Origin of the sequence: Desulfovibrio aminophilus DSM 12254 (assembly GCF_000422565.1) — a bacterium.
Classification (GTDB): domain Bacteria; phylum Desulfobacterota; class Desulfovibrionia; order Desulfovibrionales; family Desulfovibrionaceae; genus Aminidesulfovibrio; species Aminidesulfovibrio aminophilus.
This window is the reverse complement of record NZ_AUMA01000017.1, coordinates 46,836-66,846: the sequence shown is the minus strand read 5'-3', so window position 1 is coordinate 66,846 and position 20,011 is coordinate 46,836. Positions and strand designations below refer to the sequence as shown.

Sequence of the window (20,011 nt, the reverse complement as noted above, 5' to 3'; positions counted from 1 at the left end):
ATGACCGCGACAATCGAAAGCGCCAAGCTCCTCATTCCCCTTGCGGTGACCCTGGTGGCGCCCTTCGCCATCTGGTTCAACCGGCGCGACGTGAACAAGCGCGAGGCCATGTCCTTCATCGCCGCCGCGGTGGCCTTCCTGACCATCTGCACGTTCGTTCCCGGGGTGCTCAAGGGCAACATCTACACCTACACGCTGTTCACGATCCTGCCGGGCATCACGGTGAGCTTCGTGGCCGACGGCCTGGGCATGATCTTCGCGCTCATCGCCACGTTCCTCTGGGGCTTCGCCACCAGCTACAACGTGGGCTACATGCGCGGGCTCAACGAGCACGCCCAGACCCGCTACTACTTCTGCTTCGCGGTGGCCATCTTCGGCGCCGTGGGCGTGGCCTTCGCGGCCAACGTGTTCACGCTCTACCTCTTCTACGAGGTGATCACCGTCTTCACGTATCCCCTGGTCGCCCACCACCAGGACGCCGAGGGCTTCGCCGGGGCGCGCAAGTACTTGGTCTACCTCATGGGTACCTCCAAGCTCTTCCTGCTCCCGGCCATGATCATGACCTACGTGCTCTGCGGCACCCTGGACATGAGCCTGGGCAACGTGCTCACTGGCATGTTCCCCGCCGACGTGGTGGCGAAGCATCCGAACCTGGTGCGTCTGACCTACGCCCTGTATATCTGCGGCTTGGCCAAGGCGGCCCTGATGCCGTTCCACAACTGGCTGCCCTCGGCCATGGTCGCGCCCACGCCGGTCTCGGCCTTGCTGCACGCGGTGGCGGTGGTCAAGGCGGGCGTCTTCTCCGTGAGCCGGATCATCCTCTCCGGCTTCGGCGTGCAGACCATGGACGTCCTCGGCCTGGGCCTGCCCACGGCCTATCTGGCCGCGCTGACCATCGTGGCGGCCTCGTTCATCGCCCTGACCAAGGACGACATCAAGGCCCGGCTGGCCTACTCCACGGTGAGCCAGCTCTCCTACGTCATCATCGGCGTGGCCATGCTCACGCCCATGGCCGTGCAGGGCGGCGTCATGCACATCGCCCACCACGCCTTCTCCAAGATCACGCTGTTCTTCGGCGCGGGCGCCATCTACGTGGCCACGCACCTGAAGAAGATCAGCCTCATGAACGGCCTGGGGCGCAAGATGCCTTGGACCTTCGGGGCATTCGGCCTGGCCTCCCTGTCCATGATCGGCATGCCGCCCGTCTGCGGTTTCGTCTCCAAGTGGTATCTGGTCAACGGCACGCTCCAGACCGGGCAGATCGTGCTCCTGGTGGCGCTGCTGATGTCCACGGCGCTCAACGCCGGCTACTTCGTGCCGATCTTCTACCGGGCCTTCTTCAAGGCCCCGGTGGTGGACATCGAGAAATACAAGGAAGCGCCCCTGACCATGGTCGTGCCGCTGTGTTTCACGGCCCTCGTCTCCTTGGTCCTGGGCTTCTATCCGCAACTGTTCCAGGACTTCGTCCGCGTCTTCGGGAACTACTAGGGAGCGGCTATGAACGGTCTCGGCGCATTGTTCGAACGGCTCAAGACCCAGTACAAGGCCTGGCGGAATTTCTTTTTCGTCGTCCTTGCCGGGCTCGTGGGGCTGAACTTCGTGATCAACACCCATGAACCGCACTTCGGTCTGGACAAGTATCCCGGGTTTTTCGCCGGGTTCGGCCTGATCATCGGCCTGGTCATGGTGCTGGTCATGAAGAAGATCGTCCAGCCCCTCATCGCACGCAAAGAGGACCATTATGGCGACATCTAGCTTCATCCATCCCGCGCTGGGCTTCCTGGCCCTGGCCCTGATCCTGCCGGTCCTGCCCGGGCGGCAGTGGAAGTGGCTCCTGCTCCTTCCTCCGGTCATCGCGATCTGGAGCATCTTCACCGTGGAGCCGGGCGTCTACGGCATGGTCCCCTATCTGGGCCAGCAGATGATCTGGGGCCGGGTGGACAAACTCTCCATCGTCTTCGCCCAGGTCTTCGCCATCATGTCGCTCATCGGCATGTTCTACGCCCTGCACGTGGAGGACAAGGCCCAGCACATCGCGGCCTCGCTCTACGTGGCGGGCGGGTTCGGCTGCGTCTTCGCGGGCGACTACCTGACCGTGTTCCTCTTCTGGGAACTTATGAGCATCGGCTCCACGTTCCTGGTCTTCCTGAACCGCACCCGCGAGTCCGTGCTGGCCGGCTTCCGGTACTTCCTGTACCACACCATCGGCGGGCTCTTCCTCCTGGGCGGCATGCTCCTGCGCTACAAGGCCACGGGCACCTTCGCCTTCGAGCACATTCTGCCCACGGGTGCGGCCTACTACGACTGGCTCATCCTCATCGGCTTCTGCGTGAACGCCGCCGTGGTTCCGCTGCACGCCTGGCTGCCCGACGCCTACCCCCGCGGCACCGTCACCGGCTCGGTGTTCATGTGCGCCTTCACCACCAAGACGGCGGTCTACGTCCTGGCGCGCGGCTTCGCGGGCTGGGAGGTGCTGGCCGTGGCCGGTACGATCATGGCGGTCTACGGCGTGCTTTACGCCTGCATCGAGAACAACGCCCGGCGCATCCTCTCCTACCACATCGTTTCCCAGGTGGGATACATGGTGGCGGGCATCGGCATCGGCACGGCCATGACGCTCAACGGCGCGGTGGCCCACGCCTACGCTCACATCCTGTACAAGGGGCTGCTCTTCATGGGCACCGGCTGCCTCCTCTACGCCGCCGGAACGGCCAAGCTGGACAAACTGGGCGGCCTGGTGGCGCGCCTGCCCTGGGTCATGATCCTCTACATGGTGGCGGCCCTCTCGATCTCGGGCATGCCGCTGTTCAACGGCTTCATCTCCAAGACCATGACCATCGCGGGCGCCGCCGAGGCGCATCGCACCATCCTGGCCCTGGGCCTGGAGATCGCGGCGGTGGGCACGTTCATCTCGGTGGGCATCAAGCTGCCGTACTTCGCCTTCTGGGGCCGCAAGCCCACCAACTGGGAAATGAAGCTCAAGCCCATTCCGTGGAACATGTACGCGGGCATGGCGCTGGCCGCCGGTCTGTGCATCGCCCAGGGCCTCTACCCGGAGATGCTCTACCGCTACCTGCCGTACCACGTGGAGCACGCCTACGTGCCCTGGACCGCCTGGCACGTGCTTCAGTCGCTCCTGCTCCTCGGTTTCTCGGGGCTGGCCTTCTACTTCATGCGTGAGATCATCACGCCGCACGCCAAGCTCAACCTGGACCTCGACTACTTCTACCGACTCATCGGCCGGGGCGTCCTCCGGCTGGTGTGCCGCCCCGTGGCCTGGATCGACGACCGCTGGACCGAGGCCTACAGGGTCGCCGGTCTGCGCGGCCTGTTGCTTCTGGCGGCCGGCGCGGTCTGGTTCGACAAGAAGGGCATTGATACGGTGGTGGACGGCTCGGCCTACACGGTGCGCAACATCGGTCGCGCCGGGGCCAAGGTCCAGAACGGCAACCTCCAGGACTACTTGGCCCTGGCCGCCGTGCTGGCGCTGTGTGTGTTCGGACTGGTCTGGTACTTCGGTTAGACCGACAAACGTAACGGAGTCGCTGTGTTGGACTACGGCTATCCGGTTCTGAGCAGTCTGGTCGTCTTCCCGCTTCTGGCCGCCGCGGGCCTGTTCATCATCCGCGGCGAGACGGTTGTGCGGGGATACACATTGGCCGCCTCCCTCTTCGAGATCGTCCTGGCGATCCCGCTCCTGAGCTACAAGTTCAACGCGGACTTTCAGTTCGTGGAGCGCATTTCCTGGGTGTCCCGCTGGGGGCTGGAATACCACTTGGCGGTGGACGGCATCAGCATCCTCATGGTGTGGCTGACGCTCTTCACCCTGCCTCTGTGCGTACTCTGCTCGTGGACCTACATCTCCAAGCGGATCAAGGAATTCCACTTCTGCCTGCTGTTCATGACCGCGGCCTGCGTGGGCGTGTTCACGGCGATGGACCTGGTGCTCTTCTATGTCTTCTGGGAGGCCATGCTCATCCCCATGTACCTGCTCATCGCGGTCTGGGGCGGTGACGAGCGCAAGTACGCCTCGATCAAGTTCTTCCTGTACACCCTGGCGGGCTCGACTCTCCTTCTGGTGGCCATCGTGGCCTTCCGCATCGAGGGCGGCACCTTCTCCATCCCGGCCCTGATGCAGCAGACCTTCAGCTTCCGCTTCCAGTTCTGGTGCTTCCTGGCCATGGCCCTGGCCTTCGCCATCAAGGTGCCCATGTTCCCGTTCCATACCTGGCTCCCGGCGGCGCACGTGCAGGCGCCCTCGGCGGGCTCGGTCATCCTGGCGGCCATCCTGCTCAAGATGGGCACCTACGGCTTCCTGCGTTTCTGCCTGCCCCTGACCCCCGCGGCCAGCGAGTACTTCGCGCCGATGATGATCGCCATCTCCATCGCCTCCATCCTCTACGGCGGCGCGGTGGCCCTGGGGCAGACGGACATCAAGAAACTGGTGGCCTACTCCTCGGTGGGGCACATGGGCTTCGTGACCCTGGGCATCTTCCTCTTCAACCAGCGCGGCGTGGAAGGGGCCCTGTTTCAGATGCTCAACCACGGCATCATCACCGGCGGGCTGTTCATGATGATCGGCACGGTCTATGAGCGCAGCCACAGCCGCGACATCGGAAAGAACCTCGGCCTGGGCAAGTACATGCCGGCCTTCATGTTCTTCTGGGGTCTGTACTCCCTGGCCTCCTTCGGCTTCCCCGGAACCAACGGATTCGTGGGCGAGGCCCTGGTCTTCGTGGGCGCCTTCCAGGCCAGCCTGCCCATAGGCTTCCTGATCGTGCCCGGCGCGCTTCTGGGCGCGGCCTACATGTTCCGCGTCGGCCTCAAGCTGGCCTGGGGCGAACCGTCCTCGGCCAAGACCTGGAGCGACCTGCGCACCCGCGAGTGGATCTACCTGCTCATCCCGGCGGTGATGGTCTTCTACATCGGCTTGGCCCCGGGACTGTTCTTCCGGATGATCGATCCCTCCATCGAAAAGCTGCTGGCCGACTACCACTCGCGCAAGCAGGTGGCCCAGGTCCAGACGGAGCAACCGATGCAAACCGCGGCCCGCGAGCTGATGAACGGCATCGCGGAAGCGAAGAACTAGGGAGTGGCGGACGTGAACTTCAGCCCGACTCTGGTCGTACCGGAACTCTTCCAGTTCATGCTGATCATGGCTCTGTTCATCCAGAGCCTCGGCAACAGGGACTGGGAGCCCCATGTGGAGAAGTGGCTGCCCCTCTTCGCGGGACTGGGTTTCTTCGTGTCCATCGTCTCCTTCAAGGCGAGCGGCGTCATGTTCTATGGCGTCTACAAGCTGGACATGCTCTCCCAGTTCTTCAAGATCGCCATCGCGGCGGGCTTCTTCGTGGCCGTGCTCAACGCCACGCGCCAGCCCACCCTGGAAGGGGAGAAGAGGAGCGACTACTACATGTTCCTGGCCCTTTCGGCCTGGGGCCTGATGCTCCTGTCCTCGGCCACGGAACTCTTCACCATCTACCTGGCCCTGGAGCTTTCCTCCTACAGCCTGTACACGCTCATCCCCCTGCGGGCGACCGATAAGCGCGCCGCCGAGGCCGGCATCAAGTACATCCTCTTCGGAGCGGTGGCCACGGCCCTGGCACTCTACGGCCTGTCCTACGTCCTGGCCGCGCAGCACACCACCTACATCGCCGAACTGGCGGGCAAGTCCTGGGCCTGGGCCGATTCTCCCATGGCCGTCATCGGGCTCTCGCTCTTCCTGGCGGGCATGTTCTACAAGCTGGCCCTGTTCCCGTTCCACTTCTGGTGCCCGGACGTCTATCAGGGGGCCAGCAACGAGACCGCCGCCTTCGTCGCCACCCTGCCCAAGCTCGGCGCGGTGGTCGTCCTGGTGCGCCTGGCCACGCTGCTCAAGCCCGGCCTGGAGATCACCACGACCCTGGCCTGGCTCGGCGCCATCTCCATGACCTTCGGCAACCTCTGCGCCCTGGCCCAGCGGGACGTGAAGCGCATCCTCGGCTTCTCCTCCGTGGCCCACGCGGGCTACGTCATGGTCGGACTCGTGGCCGGCACGGCCCAGGGACTGGCCGCCGCGGCCTTCTATTCCCTGGCCTACGTGGCCATGAATCTGCTGGCCTTCTGGGTCGTCAGCCGGGTGGCCTCCGACGGCCGCAACCTCATGCTGGAAGATTTGAACGGCCTGTACAAGCGCGCCCCGTCCCTGGCCTTCTCCCTGGGCGTGGGAGCCTTCGCCCTGGTGGGCCTGCCGCCGACCGTGGGCTTCATCGGCAAGTTCTTCCTCATCACGGCGGCCTGGGACCACGGCTACAACTGGCTGGTCATCACCCTGGCCGTGAACAGCGCCTTCGCCATCTACTACTACCTCTCCCTGGTGCGCCACGCCTACACCGAGGAGACCGTGATCGAAGGCGCGGCCGTCCCGGACACGAGCGTGTTCAGCGTGGTGGGCGCGGGACTTCTGGCGGCCGTTGTCCTGGTGCTGGGCATGGTTCCGAGTCCGGTCTTCGAGTTCGCCATCGCCGCCGGCGAGGGGCTGCTCAAGTAGCTTCACCGGTACCGCAAACGAAGAGGGGGCCTCGCGGCCCCCTCTTTTTTCGTCCTTTGCCCGGTAGTCAGGCCGAGCGGGCGCAGAAGCGTTCCCAGCCCATGAGCGCGGCGGCTCCGGCGATGGTCGTGCCGTAGAAGATCACCGGCTTGCCGAGGAGAAAACCTCCCAGACTGTCGTTGGTCAGGGTCGAGCCCGTGACCAGGAGCAGGTCGGCCCGGTCCAACGCCTCCCGCGCCGTTTCGGGGCCCTCGATGCGCACGCCGTGGCGTTCCTGCCCCACGTTGTCCGGGTCCAGATCCAGGACGCGCAGGGCGAAGCTCCCGGCCACGGCCTGGACGATCTTGGGCTGATAGCCCACCTGGGTGATCCGCGCTCCGGGATATTTCGCCAGCAGATGGTCACGCAGCAGGGCGGCGCACTCGCCGGGGCCGGAGTCCTTGCAGTGGACCGTGCGGTCGCAACGGCCCAGGGCGCGCAGGGTGGCGTTGCAGGCCGCGATGAGGACCGCCCGCCTGAAATTGTTCTCCAGGGGCATGCGGGCCACGTCCGCCAGGGTGCCGGTGAAGTCGCCGAAACGGTCGGTGAAGGCTTGGCCCCGCGCCCCCCGGAACTCCGCCTCCATAAGCCGCTCCTTGCCCTTCTGCAGCGGGAAGTCGTCGCCCTCGGGATTGCCGATGGCCTCCTCCACGCTCAGGGTCCGGGCGCGTACGGTGATGGGTTCCTCCAGCAGGCCGTTTTCAGCCCAGACCGCCAGGGTCCGGGCGCGGATTTCCTCCAGCAGGCTTGATTTCATGCCTCGCTCCCTGCCGCCCGAACGCGCGGCGGCGTGTTTCCGGCCTTCGTGGCCGTTCCGATCATCGCCTTTGTTCTGGCGCTTTTCCCTGTCCCTGTCTAGGACCGGCCAGCCGCTGAGGCGTTGGTCTCCAAGTCGAAACGTGCTATTGACGGCCCAGGAAGGTGAGCTTCATGCACGAAACCAGTCTCGGCGGCACGCTGCGCGACTACCTCACCGGCGAGGAGATCGAGGAGACCACCTATGAGGAGTTCCGCCAGGCCCTGGCGCGGCTTCTCGTGGAGGAGCGGGGCTATCCCCGTGACCGGCTGCGGGCCAAGGTGGAACTGCCCTACGAGGTGGACGGCGAGGCCTATTCCCGGCGCGTGGATCTGGTGGCCTACGACCCCGAGGACCGTCCCGCGCTCCTGGTCTTCTTCAGCTCCGGCGACGTGGGCTCCTACGAGCGCGAGACCATGGTTGCGGCGCGGCTCTTTCCCGGCGGCCCGGTTCCGCTGGCCCTGGTCACGGACACCATGCAAGCCCAGCTCCTGGGCACGGCATCCGGCGAGGTTCTGGCCTCGGGCATGGCCTCGGTGCCCTCCTGGGGCGACCTTCTGGCCCATACCCGCGACGTGGTCCGCGTTCCACCGACCACGACTCAGCGGGCCAAACTCACGCGCATCTTTCACACCTACTGCGGCTTTCTGTTCGGCGCCTGCTGCTCCGAATCCTGTTCCCTGCCGCCCAAGCGCCGGAGCGGAAGCTGATCCGCCGCTCCCGTCGCCCCGCAAGGAGATCTTCCGCATGAAACGACCGCCCCTCGCCCTGGTTCTGGTCTGCGCCTTGGCTTTGATCTGCCTCCTGGCCGCCTGTTCCAAGGAGGAGCCCGAGAAGAAACCCGAGGTGGATTGGCTGCGGCGCGACTTTCCGGCCGCCGTGGAAGCCGCCCGGGAGACCACGGTGCGCTTGGCCCTGGAGGATGATTCCGAGGCCGCCGCTCATTGGGTGGACACATGGCTGGCCCCGGAACTCAAGCGCCGTCACGGCATCACCCTGGTGCGCGTGAGCGGCGGCGTCGCGCTGGCGCGGACCCTCGCGGCCGAGAAGGCGGCCGGAACCTCGACCGGCGGCGTGGATCTGTTCTGGACCGGCGGGGCGGGCTTCCGCGATCTGAAGCGGGCCGGGGCGCTGTTCGGACCCTTCTCGGACAAGTTGCCCAATGTCCAGGCCTACGTGAACCGCGAGGTGGCCGCCACGGACATGGGGCTGCCCACGGAGGGCTTCGAAGTTCCGGCCGGATGGAATCAGTTCGTCTTCGAGTACGACTCCGCCAGGGTCAAGAACCCGCCGGACACCTTCGCCGGGCTCCTGGACTGGTGCCGGGAGCATCCTGGCCGCTTCACCTACCCCGCGCCTCCGGACCCCGTCGGCTCGGCCTTCCTGCGTCAGACCCTGTGCGCCTTGTCCGGGGGAGGGGAGCAGTACGCCGGGCCGTTCAACGAAGGCTTGTATCGCGACCGCGCGGTCCTGCTCTGGGCCTATCTCGAGGAACTGCGGCCGTTGCTCTGGAACGCGGGCAAGACACAGCCCAAGGACGCTGCGGCCTTGGCCGCGCTTCTGGCCCAGGGGGAGGTGGACTTGGCCGTGTCCCTGAAACCCCTGCACGCCCAGCACGAAATCCTGGCCGGACGCTACAAGGACACGGTGCGCACCTTCGTCCCGCGCGAGGGGTCCGTGTTCGGCCTCAGCTCCACGCTCATTCCCTTCAACGCGCCCAATAAGCCGGGGGCCATGGTCACGGCCGACCTCATCCTTTCGCCCGAGGCCCAGCTCTCCAAGTTCGATCCACGCGTCTGGGGTGATTTTCCGGCGGTGGACGTGACGCTCCTGCCGCAGGAAACCCAGAGTCGGATCGTTGGCACCAAGCTGGGCAAGGCCACGCTGCCGTTCGGCGCGCTCGGCGTCTCGGCCGTGCCGGACATGGCCGGGGAATACGGCCGGGTGCTGGACCAGGATTGGGTCGCGAGGTTCGCGGCCGGAAACTAGTTGAAGATCCGGCGCATGGCCGTGAACAGCGTGCGCAGCCGGTGCGCGTAGGTGTGCTCGGCCAGAATCCTGGCTCGGGCCGCTCGTGCCACGCGCAGCCGCGCGGGTTCGTCAGTCAGCCAGCGTCGCGCCAGCTCGGCGATTTCCCCGGGCTCGCGGAAGAAGACCACCTCCCGTTCCGGCTCGAACAGGGCCGCCACCTGTTCCCGCATATCCGTGAGCAGGAAGCCGCCGCAGGCGGGCACGTCGAAGATCCGCTGGTTGGGTGCGCCCTTCATCTGGGCGCTGGTGCAGTTGAAGTTCACCCGACTGGCCCGGTACAGGGCGGGCAGATCCTCATAGTAGTCCAGGCGTTCGAGCCAGGTCCAGCCCGGGGCGTCGCCCAGGGCCCGTCGCCAGTGCCGGTCGCCGGCAACCGCCGGGTGCAAGGGCAGGAGGCCGCGCAGGCAGCGCAGGCGGTAGAGGCGGCCGGCCTCGCGCAGTACGAGACTCTCGAACCACATGCGCCGATCCGGCTCGGGCAGGGCGTCCACCTGGGCGGCCAGATCGGGGTGCCGGATCTCCAGGTGCCGTCGCACGTCGCCGCCCGGGGATTCCAGGAAGGTTTCCGCCGCGTGGCGGTATCCCAGCAGCAGAGGCCGGGGAAAGCGTCCGGTCTTCAGCCGTTCGCCCACCAGCACGGCCTTCGAGTCGCCCACGAAGGAGGCGTCGAAGTCCCAGCCCGGGCGATGCGGGGCTCCCGGGTGGAAGATGGTCGGGTCCGTGGCCAGGGGCAGCCGCAGGACGTGCGGGAAGCCCTGGGCTTCGAGACGTTCGGCGTCGTCGGAGTCGTGGGCGCAGATGAGCGTCCAGGGTGAGCGGGCCTGCTCGAAGAGCGCCAGGTTCAGGGCGGCGTTGTCCACGAACCAGGACGCGGCGGGCAGGCGCAGCCGTTCCAGCAGGTTGGCCAGGGTTCCGCCCCGGTCGAAGCCGAAGTGGTTCACCGTGAAGAGCATGTCCGGCCGGAACTCGGCGATCGCCGTGAGCAGATCGCGGCCGTAATCGGCCTCTTCCCGGCGGGCGTGCAGGTCGAAGAGCCGGAAGGGCGCGCCCAGGGCGGTCAGGGCGTTGAGCACCTCGCCCATGATGAAGTAACGGCTGCCGAGCACGAGCACCCGGGGCAGGGTGTCGCGGAACTTGGCGTAGGCCATGCGGGCGAAGAAGTCGCCCCCGGCTGGACGCTCCAGGGCCTGGAGCAGGCCGCCGTAGAAGGCGCGGTCCAGGCGCTGGTAGAAGGGCGGGGCCACCGGCAGCAGGGGAGCGCCGTTGTCCCGGCTCCAGGCCCGCAGGCGTTCCAGGATGCCCGACGGTTCGCCCTGGTCCAGCCAGAGCACGCGCGGATCGGCGGCGAAGCGTTCGCGGCAGCCCGTGGCCGCCAGGATGGGAGTCTCCCGGTCCACCACGGCCAAGGGCGCGCGGCCTACGGCCAGGGCCGCCTCGATGCCCACGCCCAGGCCCGCGCCGAGAAAAACCGGCAGTCCGTGGGCCTGAAGGGCCTTGAGGACGAAGGACCGCTCGGCCTCCGGCCCGCCCCGGCCCCAGAGATGCCGGGTCTTGCCGTCCTGGCGCACGGCCACGTCCGTCAGGCGGCCGTTCTGGAAGAGGGGAGTCGCGTCGTAGGGTCCGGGCATGGACGCATGCTAGGGCAAAGGCCGTCCGGGCTCAAGCCGCCCGGTCAGTTCTCCCGAAGCCAGGAGTCCCAGATGGCCGCCAATTCCCGTTCCTGGCGCTCGGGCGTGTAGGCCGCGGCGGTGCGGATTCCGGCCTCGATCATGGCCCCGGCGCGGGGATCGTCGCGTTGGAGCATGTCCACGGCCGCGCCGAGTTTGCGGACGCAGTCCGGCACATCCTCCTGGCCGCACCACAGCCCGTTGTCCGGCCGGGCGTATTCCCGGCCGCCCAGGCCGTGGAAGCCCGTCACCAGGCAGCCCGAGGCCAGGGCCTCCAGGCCCGGCAGCCCCAGTCCCTCCAGGCGGCCGAGACAGAGGAACAGGGCGGACTCGCTGAGCAGGGCGGCGGCTTCCTCTTCGCTTACGCCGTCGATCTCCAGCCATGGCACGTGGCGCAGCAGGGGATGGCGCAGGCGGAAGAGGTCGCGGATCAGGGCCGCCACCTCGGGCATGCGCCGGGGCATGCAGGCGATCCGGAGCTTCTTGGGCCGGGGATGGAAGAGCGGGTCCACGGCGTCGGGCGCGAGGCGGGCCTCGCTCAGGCCCAGAAAGTCCGTGGCGAACTCCAGGAGCAGTTCGGAGGCGCAGAGCGCCCGACGCACGGGCAGACGCTCCCAGGCCAGGGGGTCGGAGAGGCCCTGGAAGGCCAGGGACCAGCTTTGCAGGAAGACCACGCAGCGCAGGCCCGGAACCTGGGGCAGGTTCTCCAGGGGGAAGTTCTCCGGCACCACGAGCACGTCGTCCCGCCGCAGGGCCAGACCGGGCCGCTGGGCCAGCACGGGCGCGTCCGAGGTCGCGAAGGGATAGCGGTAGCCCGGCTCGGCGTGGACCACGAAGGCGTCCAGGCCGTGCTTCCGCAGGATGGAGACGTGGCGGTAGATGGTCCGCACGCCTCCCGAGGGTGTGGGCGTATCGTGGGCGAGGTAGAGAATCCGCGCCACGCCACGCGCCTAGACGTTGAAGCGGAATTCGATGATGTCGCCGTCGGCCACCACGTATTCCTTGCCTTCCAGGCGGGTCAGGCCCAGTTCCTTGGCTTTCTTGAAGTCCCCGGCCGTGAGGAAGTCGGCCCAGCCGAGCACCTCGGCCCGGATGAAGCCCTTCTGGAAGTCGGAGTGGATGACTCCGGCGGCCTCCGGGGCCTTGGCCCCGGCGCGCACGGCCCAGGACCGCACCTCGTCGGGACCGGCCGTGAGGAAGGAGATCAGGCCGAGAAGCTTGTAGGTGCGGGCGATGACGCGGTCGAGCACCGACTCGCTGATGCCCAGGTCGGTGAAGAACATCTCGCGTTCGGCCGGATCCGTGATCTGGGCCAGTTCGCGCTCCAGCTTGGCCGACACCGCCAGATGGGTCTGGCCGGTTTCGTCGGCCGGAACCTCGAAGGCGCCGAAGTCCGACTCGGTGCAGTTCCAGGCGTAGAGCACGGACTTGGCCGAAAGGAAGCGGAAACCGCGCAGCACCGGGTCTCCGGCCAGCTCCGGGTCGGCGCGCAGGGGCGTCTCGGCCTCGAGCATGGCCCGGCAGCGCTCCAGGAGTTCCTCCTCCTTGGGGTTCACCAGATCCTTGTTTTTCTTCTTGTCCGAGGCCAGGCGCTCCTGGCGCTTCTCCACCACGGCCAAGTCAGCGATGAGGAGATCGGCCTCGCAGGCCCGCCATTGCTGCTTGGGGTCGGAGAGGCCGGAGAAGGCGTCCAGCACCCCGAGCAGGCAGTCGTAGGGCCGGATTTCGTTGAGCACGCGCTCCCCGAGTCCCTGCCCCTTGCCACCGCCGCCGGGGATGTCCAGGTATTCGATCTCGCTGCAGGTGATCTTCTTGGGGCTGAACAAGGCGGCCAGGGGCTCCAGTCGGGGTTCGGGCACCTTGACCATGGCCCGGTTGCCCGCCTGGGCGGCCTTCTCACCGGCCAGGGCCGCGAAGAGGTCCGTCTTGCCGGACCCGGAAAAACCAAAAATGGCTGTTTTCATGGGCTCCTCGAATGCGTTCGGATTGGTTGCCTGTGTACCAGGGATCGGCGCGGAAGCAAAGCGCGGCCACAGGCGTTGCGCACGGCACCGGCTTGGCCTACATTCGCCGGACCATGCGGCTGAACATCTACCTTGTCGGCCCCCGCGCCGGGGGCAAGACCACCCTGGGCCGGGCCCTGGCCCGTGAGCTGGGGCGCGACTTCGCGGACACAGACGCCCTCTTCGTCCAGAAGTGGGGCCGGAGCATCGCGGATTTCGTGGCCGAACGCGGCTGGGACGCCTTCCGCGACGAGGAGACCCGAATCCTGGAGGCCGTGGACCGCGCTCCCGGCCGGGTGGTCGCCTGCGGCGGCGGCATGGTCCTGCGTCCGCGCAACCGCGAGCTGCTGTCCCGGGGACTGACCCTGGCGCTCCTGGCCGAGCCCTCCGTGTTGGCCGCGCGTCTGGCCCGCGACCCGGCCGAGGCGCAACGTCCTTCGCTCACCGGCAAGCCCCTGCTGGAGGAGGTGGCCGAGATTCTGGCCGAGCGCGAGCCCCTGTATCGGGCCTCGGCCCTGGCCGTTCTGGACGCCGCACTTCCATTGGAGGATATCCTGAAGAGGGCCCTGGCCGTTCTGGATTCCGTGTCGCATTCCTGAAACGCGCCGCCGGTGTGTGCCCCTTTGTTTTCCGCCCGTCTTGCCGGACGACGGGTCTCGGGGTACAAGGCCCGCATGCGCCGCACCAAGGCATCTCTTCCATTCTGGCTGCCGATCTGGCTCTTCGCCGGAGTCATCGGGGCAGGGGCGGTGACGCTCTCCACCCGCGCCAGCCTGAACGGCGTGGACATCTCCTGGGTGGACGCCCTGTTCACGGCGACATCGGCTGTCTGCGTCACGGGCCTGGGCGTGGTGGACACGGGCACGCACTTCACCCGTTTCGGGCAGTCGGCCATCCTCCTGCTCATCCAGCTCGGCGGCCTGGGCATCATGACCTACACGAGCCTGGCCGTGTACCTCATGGGCCGCCGCGTGACGCTCACGGACCGCATCGCCGTGGGCCAGAGCCTGCTGCACGACCCTTCCTTCCATCTGGGCCGTTTTCTCCTGCGCGTGGTTCTCGGGGCCGTGGCCGTGGAGGGCACGGGGGCCCTGCTTCTGCATCTGGCCGATCCCAATGGCTTTCCCCCCTTCCATGCCTTGTTTCATGCCGTCTCCGCCTTCTGTAACGCGGGCTTTTCGCTCTATCCGGACAGCCTCATGGCTTGGCGCGGCGACTGGGGCGTGAGCCTGACGATCATGCTCCTCATCACTCTGGGGGGACTGGGCTTCTATGTCATCAATGACTTGGCCTCGATGGTCAAGAAGCTCTTCGTGCTGCGTCGCAAGGATCTGCGACGGCGCTCTCATCTGCTCACCTGGCATTCGCGGCTGGTGCTGGAAACGAGCCTCATGCTTTCCCTGGGTGGCGGCCTGCTCATCTTCGGGGCCGAGATGCTCGGCGGCGAAGGGCACGGCACTTGGTCCGAGACCCTTCTGGCCAGCCTGTTTCAGTCCGTGACCTGTCGCACTGCGGGGTTCAACACTCTGGACATGGCCCGGATGACGAACATTTCCCTGGTGCTCATGCTCCTGCTCATGTTCATCGGCGGTTCCCCCGGCTCCTGCGCTGGCGGCGTGAAGACCACCACCTTCCGGGCCTGGATCGGCTTCATCCTGGCCCAGGTGAAGGGGCGTTCACAGACGCGGGTGGGCTGGTACGCCCTGAGCCCCGCCTCGCTGAACCGGGCCCTGACCCTGCTCATCTTTTCCTCTCTTCTGGTCCTGGGCGGGGCCTTGCTGCTCACCGTGACCGAGGGGGGCGACGTGCCCTACTTCCGGGCCCAGGGACAGTTTTTGGAAAACCTCTTCGAAGCGACCTCGGCCTTCGGCACGGTCGGCCTGTCCCTGGGGATCACCCCCCGGCTGACGACCGGAGGCAAGCTTGTTATCATCATGCTCATGTTCGTGGGACGCCTGGGGCCCATCTGGCTCCTCACCGCCCTGCAAAGCTGGCAGACGGACATCAGATACCGGGTGCCGGAGAACGACCTGCCCCTGGGCTAGGGGATTCGAGGAAAGGCATGGCCAAGAAGATCGAAATCGGCGTGGTGGGGCTGGGCAAGTTCGGATACGCCCTGGCCGAGTCCGTGAAGGAGCTGGGGCATGTGGCCGTTGGCGTGGACGCTGACGAGGCCATGGTGCGCCGCGCTCAGACCGTGCTGGATCAGGTGTTCCAGGCCGACGGCACGGACAAGAAGGTTCTGGAGCAGCTCGGCTTTCAGAATCTGGACTACGTGGTGGTTTCCATCGGCAAGTCCATGGAGGCCAGCATTCTTGTGGCCATGAACCTTCAGGAACTGGGGGTCAAGAACATCTGGGTCAAGGCCATCAGCCCGGAGCACGAAAAGGTGCTCAAGCGTCTGGGGGTGCACTTCGTGGTCTTTCCGGAGCAGTTCGTGGCCCGGCAGCTGGCCCATCGCATGGCCGTGCCCGGCATCCTCGACTATCTGCCCCTGGGCGAGGGCGTCCTGGTCCAGGAAATCAAGGTCGAGCGTTGGGCGGGCAAATCCCTGCGCGACCTGAATCTGCCCGCCACGCATCGGGTCCAGGTGGTGGCCGTGAAGCGCGAGGGCGAGTCGCGCTTCAGCTTCGTTCCCCGGCCCGATCAGGTGCTCAACGAGGGCGACGTCCTGGTCCTGCTCGGCCACGCCGAGGACGTCCTCGAACTGCCCCACTAGGAGATTCCATGAGCGGCAACACCTTCGGCGCGGTCCTGCGGCTGACCACTTTCGGCGAGTCCCACGGCGCGGCCCTGGGCGGCGTGCTGGACGGCTGCCCCTCGGGCCTGGAACTGGACGAGGCGGTGATCCAGGCTGAGTTGGACCGACGCAAGCCCGGCGGGGGCATCGCCTCCACGGCGCGCAAGGAGGCCGATCGGGTGCGCCTGCTCTCCGGCGTGTTCGAGGGTCGGACCACGGGCACGCCCATCGGCTTCGCCATTGAGAATTCGGACCAGCACTCCAAGGACTACGACGCGCTCAAGGACGTCTTCCGGCCGGGGCACGCCGATTTCGGCTACCAGGCCAAGTTCGGCCTGCGCGACCACCGGGGCGGCGGCCGTTCCTCGGGCCGGGAAACAGCGTCCCGGGTCGCCGGAGGGGCCATCGCCCAGGAAATTCTGCGCGCCGAGGGCGTGAGCGTGTTGGCCTACACCGTGGAACTGGGCGGGATCGAGGCCCGCGTGCTGGACCCCGAGGGGGCCCAGGCTCGGCCGTTCTTCAGTCCGGACCCCGAGGCCCCGGCGCGTTTCGAGGAGCGCATCCGCGAGGTCAAGGCCCAGGGCGACACCCTGGGCGGGGTGGTGGAGGTCCAGGTCCTGGGCCTGCCGCCGGGCATCGGCGAACCGGTCTTCGACAAGCTGGACGCCCGGCTGGCGTACGCCCTCATGGGCGTGGGCGCGGTCAAGGGCGTGGAGATCGGCGCGGGAACGGCGGCCGCGCGGCTCACCGGCAGCCGGAACAACGACCCCATGACCCCCGAGGGTTTCGCCTCCAACAACGCGGGCGGCATCCTGGGCGGCCTGTCCTCGGGCCAGCCCGTGGTGGCTCGGGCCTTCGTCAAGCCCATCCCGTCCATCGCCCTGGAGCAACACACCGTCACCGCCCAGGGCCAAGCCACGACCATCCGGGTGGGCGGTCGCCATGACATCTGCGCCATCCCGCGCATCGTGCCCGTGCTCAAGGCCATGACCGCCCTGGCCTGCGCCGACCTGCTCCTGCTGGACCGTCGGCTCGGCCGGGAACGCTGACGGGAGCGCCGAAGAAAAAAACGCCCCGGAGGTTGAGTTTCCGGGGCGTTTGTGTTTGCAGGGCCGGGACTACTTCTTGATCTTGAGCCGCACGGCGGTGCCGTAGCAGGAGTAGTAGCGGTCGCCCTCGGGGTGGAAGGCCACGGACTCGCGGTAGGCCACGATGGCGTCCGCGTTCACGTCCAAGGCCTGGGCGATGAGGCCGTGGAAGGCGTTATCGAAGACGAAGCCCCGGCAGACGATGAGGCCGAAGGTTCCGGCCACTTCCTGGTTGGGCACCATGTCCGTGGTCACGATCTTGATCTTGCCGGCCAGATAGGCTTCGCGGGCCTGGGCCAGCCGGACGTCCTGGCCGTCGTCGGTCTTGGAGAGCTTGCGGGTCGGTGCGCCGAAAAGAAGAGCCATTCGCCATTCCTCGGTTCGGGTTCGGGGCTTGCGGAGTTGTAGCCCAGCGGCCACTCCCCCGCAAGCCCCGGGGATTCCTTACGGCTCAACCCGCATTTCGTAGGCCCGGTCCCAGTTCAGCCAGCGGCGCGCCAGGTCACGCAGTTGCTCGGGCGTCACGGACTGGGCCGTCTGGATGAGCTTGCGCTCGCGATCCAGCTCGTAACCTTGGGCCAGGAGCCCGGCGGCCTCGCCGCCGCGCGAGGCCAGACTCTGATGTTCCTGGTAGTACTCGCCGGAGAGGATGTTCCGGGCCCGTTCCACCTCCTCGGCGGGCAGGGGGGCGGCGCGCAGCGCCTCCACCACCTTGTGGAAGCCCTGCCGGGCCTGGTCCAGCTTGTCCGGTTCCGTGCCGATGTAGAAGGCCATGAAACCGGCCTTGGGCGCCTGCCAGAGGAAGGCCGTGACGGTGTAACCCAGACCTTGTTTGTCGCGCAGGTCGCGGAAAAGCAGACCGCTTTGTCCGGCCAGGGCGGCCCGCAGCACCGAGAGGCCCGCGCCGGTCTCCAGGTCGTCGCGGCCTGGGGTCGGGAACACGGTCAGCAGATGGGCCTGGCTGCGGCCGGGCAAGCGCAGGGCCTTTTCCCGAATCCCGCCCCAGGTCGGAGTCGCGGTGTCCACGGCCGTGGCCTGTCCCTCCAGGGACTTGGCCAGGGTGGCGGCGAAGTCCCGCACCCGCTCCGCGTCGAATTGGCCGCAGAGGGCCAGGACGAAGGGTTGCCGCGACTGCTTGGCCCAGAAGCGCCGCAGATCCTGCACCGTGAAGGCGTCGAACTGCTCGGGCTTGCCCAGTTGATAATAGGAATAGGGCCCCGAGGCGAAGAGAAAGGGGTGCACGTTGCGGAAGAGCAGGCCGATGGGCTGGTCCTCGCCGCGATGGATGCGCGCGGCCTGATCCTGCTTGGCCAGAGCCAGTTCCTTGGCCGGCCAGGTGGGCCCGGTGAGCATCTCGCGCAGCAGCCCCAGGATGTCCTCGGAGAAGCGGCTGGGGTACTTGGCGCTCACCGCGAAGGTTCCGCGTCCAGCCGAGGCCGAAAGTTCGGCGGCCCGGTCCGAGAGGAAGTCCTCGATGCGCGTGGCGTTGCGTTTCTTGGTGCCGCGCGTGAGCACGCGGGCGGCCAGGGCGGGCAGGCCCTGGCGTTCGGCATCCACCAGCGAGTCGCCGCCCGGCCAGGCCAGGGAGAGTGAGGCGTAGGGCAGGGTGGGGTCCGGCAGGAGCACCAGCTTGGAGCCGCCGGGCAGGTCCAGGACTTCCTGCTTGTCCGCTTCCGCGTCGGCCAGGGCCTTGGCCTTGACCGGGGCGGGCCAGGCCTTGCGCGCGGCCTGTTCCAAGGATTCCGTCGAGAGACCGGAGTTTTCGGGGACGAGGAGCACGGCGGCCATGCGATCGGGACGCAGATAGTCGTGGGCCAGTTCCTTGAGCTGGTCCCGGCCCGTGTCGGCCAGGGCGCGGAGGTAGACATCCTCGGCGCGCAGCCCGCCGCCCTGGAATTGGAAGTACCCCAGCTTCGAGGCCAGCCCGGAGAGGGTTTCCTTGGTCAGCAGCAGGGAGCTTTCCAGGTTCAGCTTGGCTCGGGCCAGTTCGTCGTCGGTGAAGGTCGCCGGGTCCAAGGCCGCCAGAGAAGCGGCCAGGGCCTTCCAGAAGGGCTCCACCTTGTCCCGGTCAAGCGTGGCGGAGACGTAAAGGAAGCCGCCCCGGGCCAAGGTCATGGCCTGGCAGTCGATTTCGTCCACCATGCGGCGTTCGTACTTGAATTCGCGATAGAGCCGGGAGGTCTCGTCTCCGCCCAGAACCTGGGCCAGCAGCTCCAATCCCGGAGTCTGGGCCGAGTTCTGGTCCGGCAGGGGAAAGGCCACGCCCAGGTAGACCTTGTTCCACTTGCCGGGCACCAGGGTCACCTTGGGGCCCTGGATGTCGCGCAGGGGGAAGGGCTGGGCCTCGATCTCGGCGGTGGTGTTGGCCATGCCGCCGAACACGGCCTCGGCCCGGGCCAGAACGGCCTGGGGGTCGACCTTGCCGACCACGCTGAGGAGCATGGATTGCGGCTGGTAGTGCTCGGCCACGTAGCGGTGGATGTCCGCCTCGGTGATCTTGGATACCGTGTCGCGGAAGCCGATGATCGGCCACTCGTAGCTCGTGCCCTTGAAGAGCATGCCCTGGAAGCTCTCGAACAGGCGGGAGCCCGGCGTGTCCTCGCCCCGGGCCAACTCGGAGAGGACCACCTGTTTTTCCGAGGCCAGTTCCTTGGGGTCGATGCGGGCGTGCAGGGCCATGTCCGTGATCGTGTCCAGGCCCAGGCTCCAGTCCTTGTCCGGGACTTCCACGTAGTAGACCGTGTAGTCGAAACTGGTGGCGGCGTTCATGTCTCCGCCCGCGGACTCGATGCGCTTGGCCGCCTCGCCCGGACCGAGCTTCTCGGTGCCCTTGAAGACCATGTGTTCCAGCAGGTGGCTGATGCCCGCCTGGGCCGGATTTTCGTAGGCCGAGCCGGTGCGCACGTAAAGCCGCACATTGGCCAGGGGGAAACGGTCGTCGCGCTTGACGAGCACGGTCAGGCCGTTTTTCAGGCGGACCACATGAGGGCCGTCGCCGGTGAGCGGGGCGGACGGCGGAACATCGGCCGGTCGCGGGACGGAGTTTTGGGCGTGGACGCAGCCGAGGGTCATGAGCAGGACTCCGATACAGAGAAGGAAACGGCGCATGAGGTCACTC

The 20,011-nt window shown here is 67.1% G+C and carries 17 protein-coding genes; 11 read left to right on the top strand and 6 right to left on the bottom strand.

Annotated features, from left to right (window positions below; all coding sequences use genetic code 11):
* Genes H587_RS0111360 through H587_RS0111340 form a run of 5 tightly spaced genes read left to right on the top strand, consistent with a single transcriptional unit; the run spans position 1 to position 6,529 of the window.
* The gene (locus tag H587_RS0111360; RefSeq protein ID WP_027176380.1) at positions 1–1,488 is read left to right on the top strand and encodes a monovalent cation/H+ antiporter subunit D family protein; all 1,488 of its coding nucleotides are present in this window, start codon (positions 1–3) and stop codon (positions 1,486–1,488) included.
* Positions 1,489–1,497: 9 nt separating this feature from the next.
* Positions 1,498–1,755, top strand: coding sequence for a hypothetical protein (locus tag H587_RS0111355; protein ID WP_027176379.1), 258 nt, complete (start codon positions 1,498–1,500; stop codon positions 1,753–1,755).
* The gene (locus H587_RS0111350; RefSeq protein WP_027176378.1) at positions 1,742–3,523 is read left to right on the top strand and encodes a Na(+)/H(+) antiporter subunit D; all 1,782 of its coding nucleotides are present in this window, start codon (positions 1,742–1,744) and stop codon (positions 3,521–3,523) included. The genes H587_RS0111355 and H587_RS0111350 overlap by 14 nt, the downstream gene beginning before the upstream one ends.
* Positions 3,524–3,547: 24 nt before the next feature.
* Entirely contained in the window at positions 3,548–5,089 is a 1,542-nt protein-coding gene (locus H587_RS0111345) for a complex I subunit 4 family protein (protein WP_027176377.1), read from the top strand.
* Positions 5,090–5,101: 12 nt separating this feature from the next.
* A complete protein-coding gene (locus H587_RS0111340) occupies positions 5,102–6,529 on the top strand; it encodes an NADH-quinone oxidoreductase subunit N (protein WP_027176376.1) in 1,428 nt (475 codons plus the stop codon).
* 67 nt (positions 6,530–6,596) lie between these two features.
* Here the strand turns inward: H587_RS0111340 and H587_RS0111335 are convergent, their stop codons facing one another.
* Positions 6,597–7,325, bottom strand: coding sequence for a Rossmann-like domain-containing protein (locus tag H587_RS0111335; RefSeq protein WP_027176375.1), 729 nt, complete (start codon positions 7,323–7,325; stop codon positions 6,597–6,599).
* A gap of 173 nt (positions 7,326–7,498) precedes the next feature.
* Here H587_RS0111335 and H587_RS0111330 point away from each other — a divergent pair, with 173 nt between their 5' ends.
* Positions 7,499–8,074 (top strand): type I restriction enzyme HsdR N-terminal domain-containing protein, encoded by a 576-nt coding sequence (locus H587_RS0111330; protein ID WP_027176374.1) that lies wholly within the window; start codon positions 7,499–7,501, stop codon positions 8,072–8,074.
* 37 nt (positions 8,075–8,111) lie between these two features.
* The gene (locus tag H587_RS18325) at positions 8,112–9,353 is read left to right on the top strand and encodes an ABC transporter substrate-binding protein (protein WP_034609261.1); all 1,242 of its coding nucleotides are present in this window, start codon (positions 8,112–8,114) and stop codon (positions 9,351–9,353) included.
* Here H587_RS18325 and H587_RS0111320 read toward each other — a convergent pair.
* The 3 genes from H587_RS0111320 to H587_RS0111310 are packed head-to-tail and all read right to left on the bottom strand — an operon-like array spanning position 9,350 to position 13,026.
* On the bottom strand, positions 9,350–11,023 hold the full coding sequence (locus H587_RS0111320; RefSeq protein ID WP_027176373.1) for a CgeB family protein: 1,674 nt from the start codon (positions 11,021–11,023) through the stop codon (positions 9,350–9,352). The genes H587_RS18325 and H587_RS0111320 overlap by 4 nt on opposite strands.
* Positions 11,024–11,067: 44 nt before the next feature.
* Positions 11,068–12,003, bottom strand: coding sequence for a glycosyltransferase family protein (locus tag H587_RS0111315; protein WP_156904529.1), 936 nt, complete (start codon positions 12,001–12,003; stop codon positions 11,068–11,070).
* Between the two features lie 9 nt (positions 12,004–12,012).
* On the bottom strand, positions 12,013–13,026 hold the full coding sequence (locus tag H587_RS0111310) for a DUF933 domain-containing protein (protein WP_027176371.1): 1,014 nt from the start codon (positions 13,024–13,026) through the stop codon (positions 12,013–12,015).
* 92 nt (positions 13,027–13,118) lie between these two features.
* On the opposite strand from H587_RS0111310, the gene aroL reads away from it, so the two are divergent.
* From aroL to aroC, 4 genes are all read left to right on the top strand, one after another.
* The gene (gene aroL, locus H587_RS0111305; protein WP_342662373.1) at positions 13,119–13,664 is read left to right on the top strand and encodes a shikimate kinase AroL; all 546 of its coding nucleotides are present in this window, start codon (positions 13,119–13,121) and stop codon (positions 13,662–13,664) included.
* Positions 13,665–13,739: 75 nt separating this feature from the next.
* Positions 13,740–15,110: a TrkH family potassium uptake protein gene (locus tag H587_RS0111300; RefSeq protein ID WP_027176369.1), complete on the top strand. Its 1,371-nt coding sequence runs from the start codon at positions 13,740–13,742 to the stop codon at positions 15,108–15,110.
* A 17-nt stretch (positions 15,111–15,127) separates the two neighbouring features.
* Positions 15,128–15,784: a potassium channel family protein gene (locus H587_RS0111295; RefSeq protein ID WP_027176368.1), complete on the top strand. Its 657-nt coding sequence runs from the start codon at positions 15,128–15,130 to the stop codon at positions 15,782–15,784.
* A gap of 8 nt (positions 15,785–15,792) precedes the next feature.
* Entirely contained in the window at positions 15,793–16,854 is a 1,062-nt protein-coding gene (gene aroC, locus H587_RS0111290; protein ID WP_027176367.1) for a chorismate synthase, read from the top strand.
* Between the two features lie 69 nt (positions 16,855–16,923).
* Here aroC and H587_RS0111285 read toward each other — a convergent pair whose 3' ends face one another.
* A complete protein-coding gene (locus tag H587_RS0111285) occupies positions 16,924–17,259 on the bottom strand; it encodes a hypothetical protein (RefSeq protein ID WP_027176366.1) in 336 nt (111 codons plus the stop codon).
* A 78-nt stretch (positions 17,260–17,337) separates the two neighbouring features.
* Positions 17,338–20,001 (bottom strand): M16 family metallopeptidase, encoded by a 2,664-nt coding sequence (locus tag H587_RS0111280; RefSeq protein ID WP_027176365.1) that lies wholly within the window; start codon positions 19,999–20,001, stop codon positions 17,338–17,340.
* Positions 20,002–20,011 lie beyond the last annotated feature (10 nt).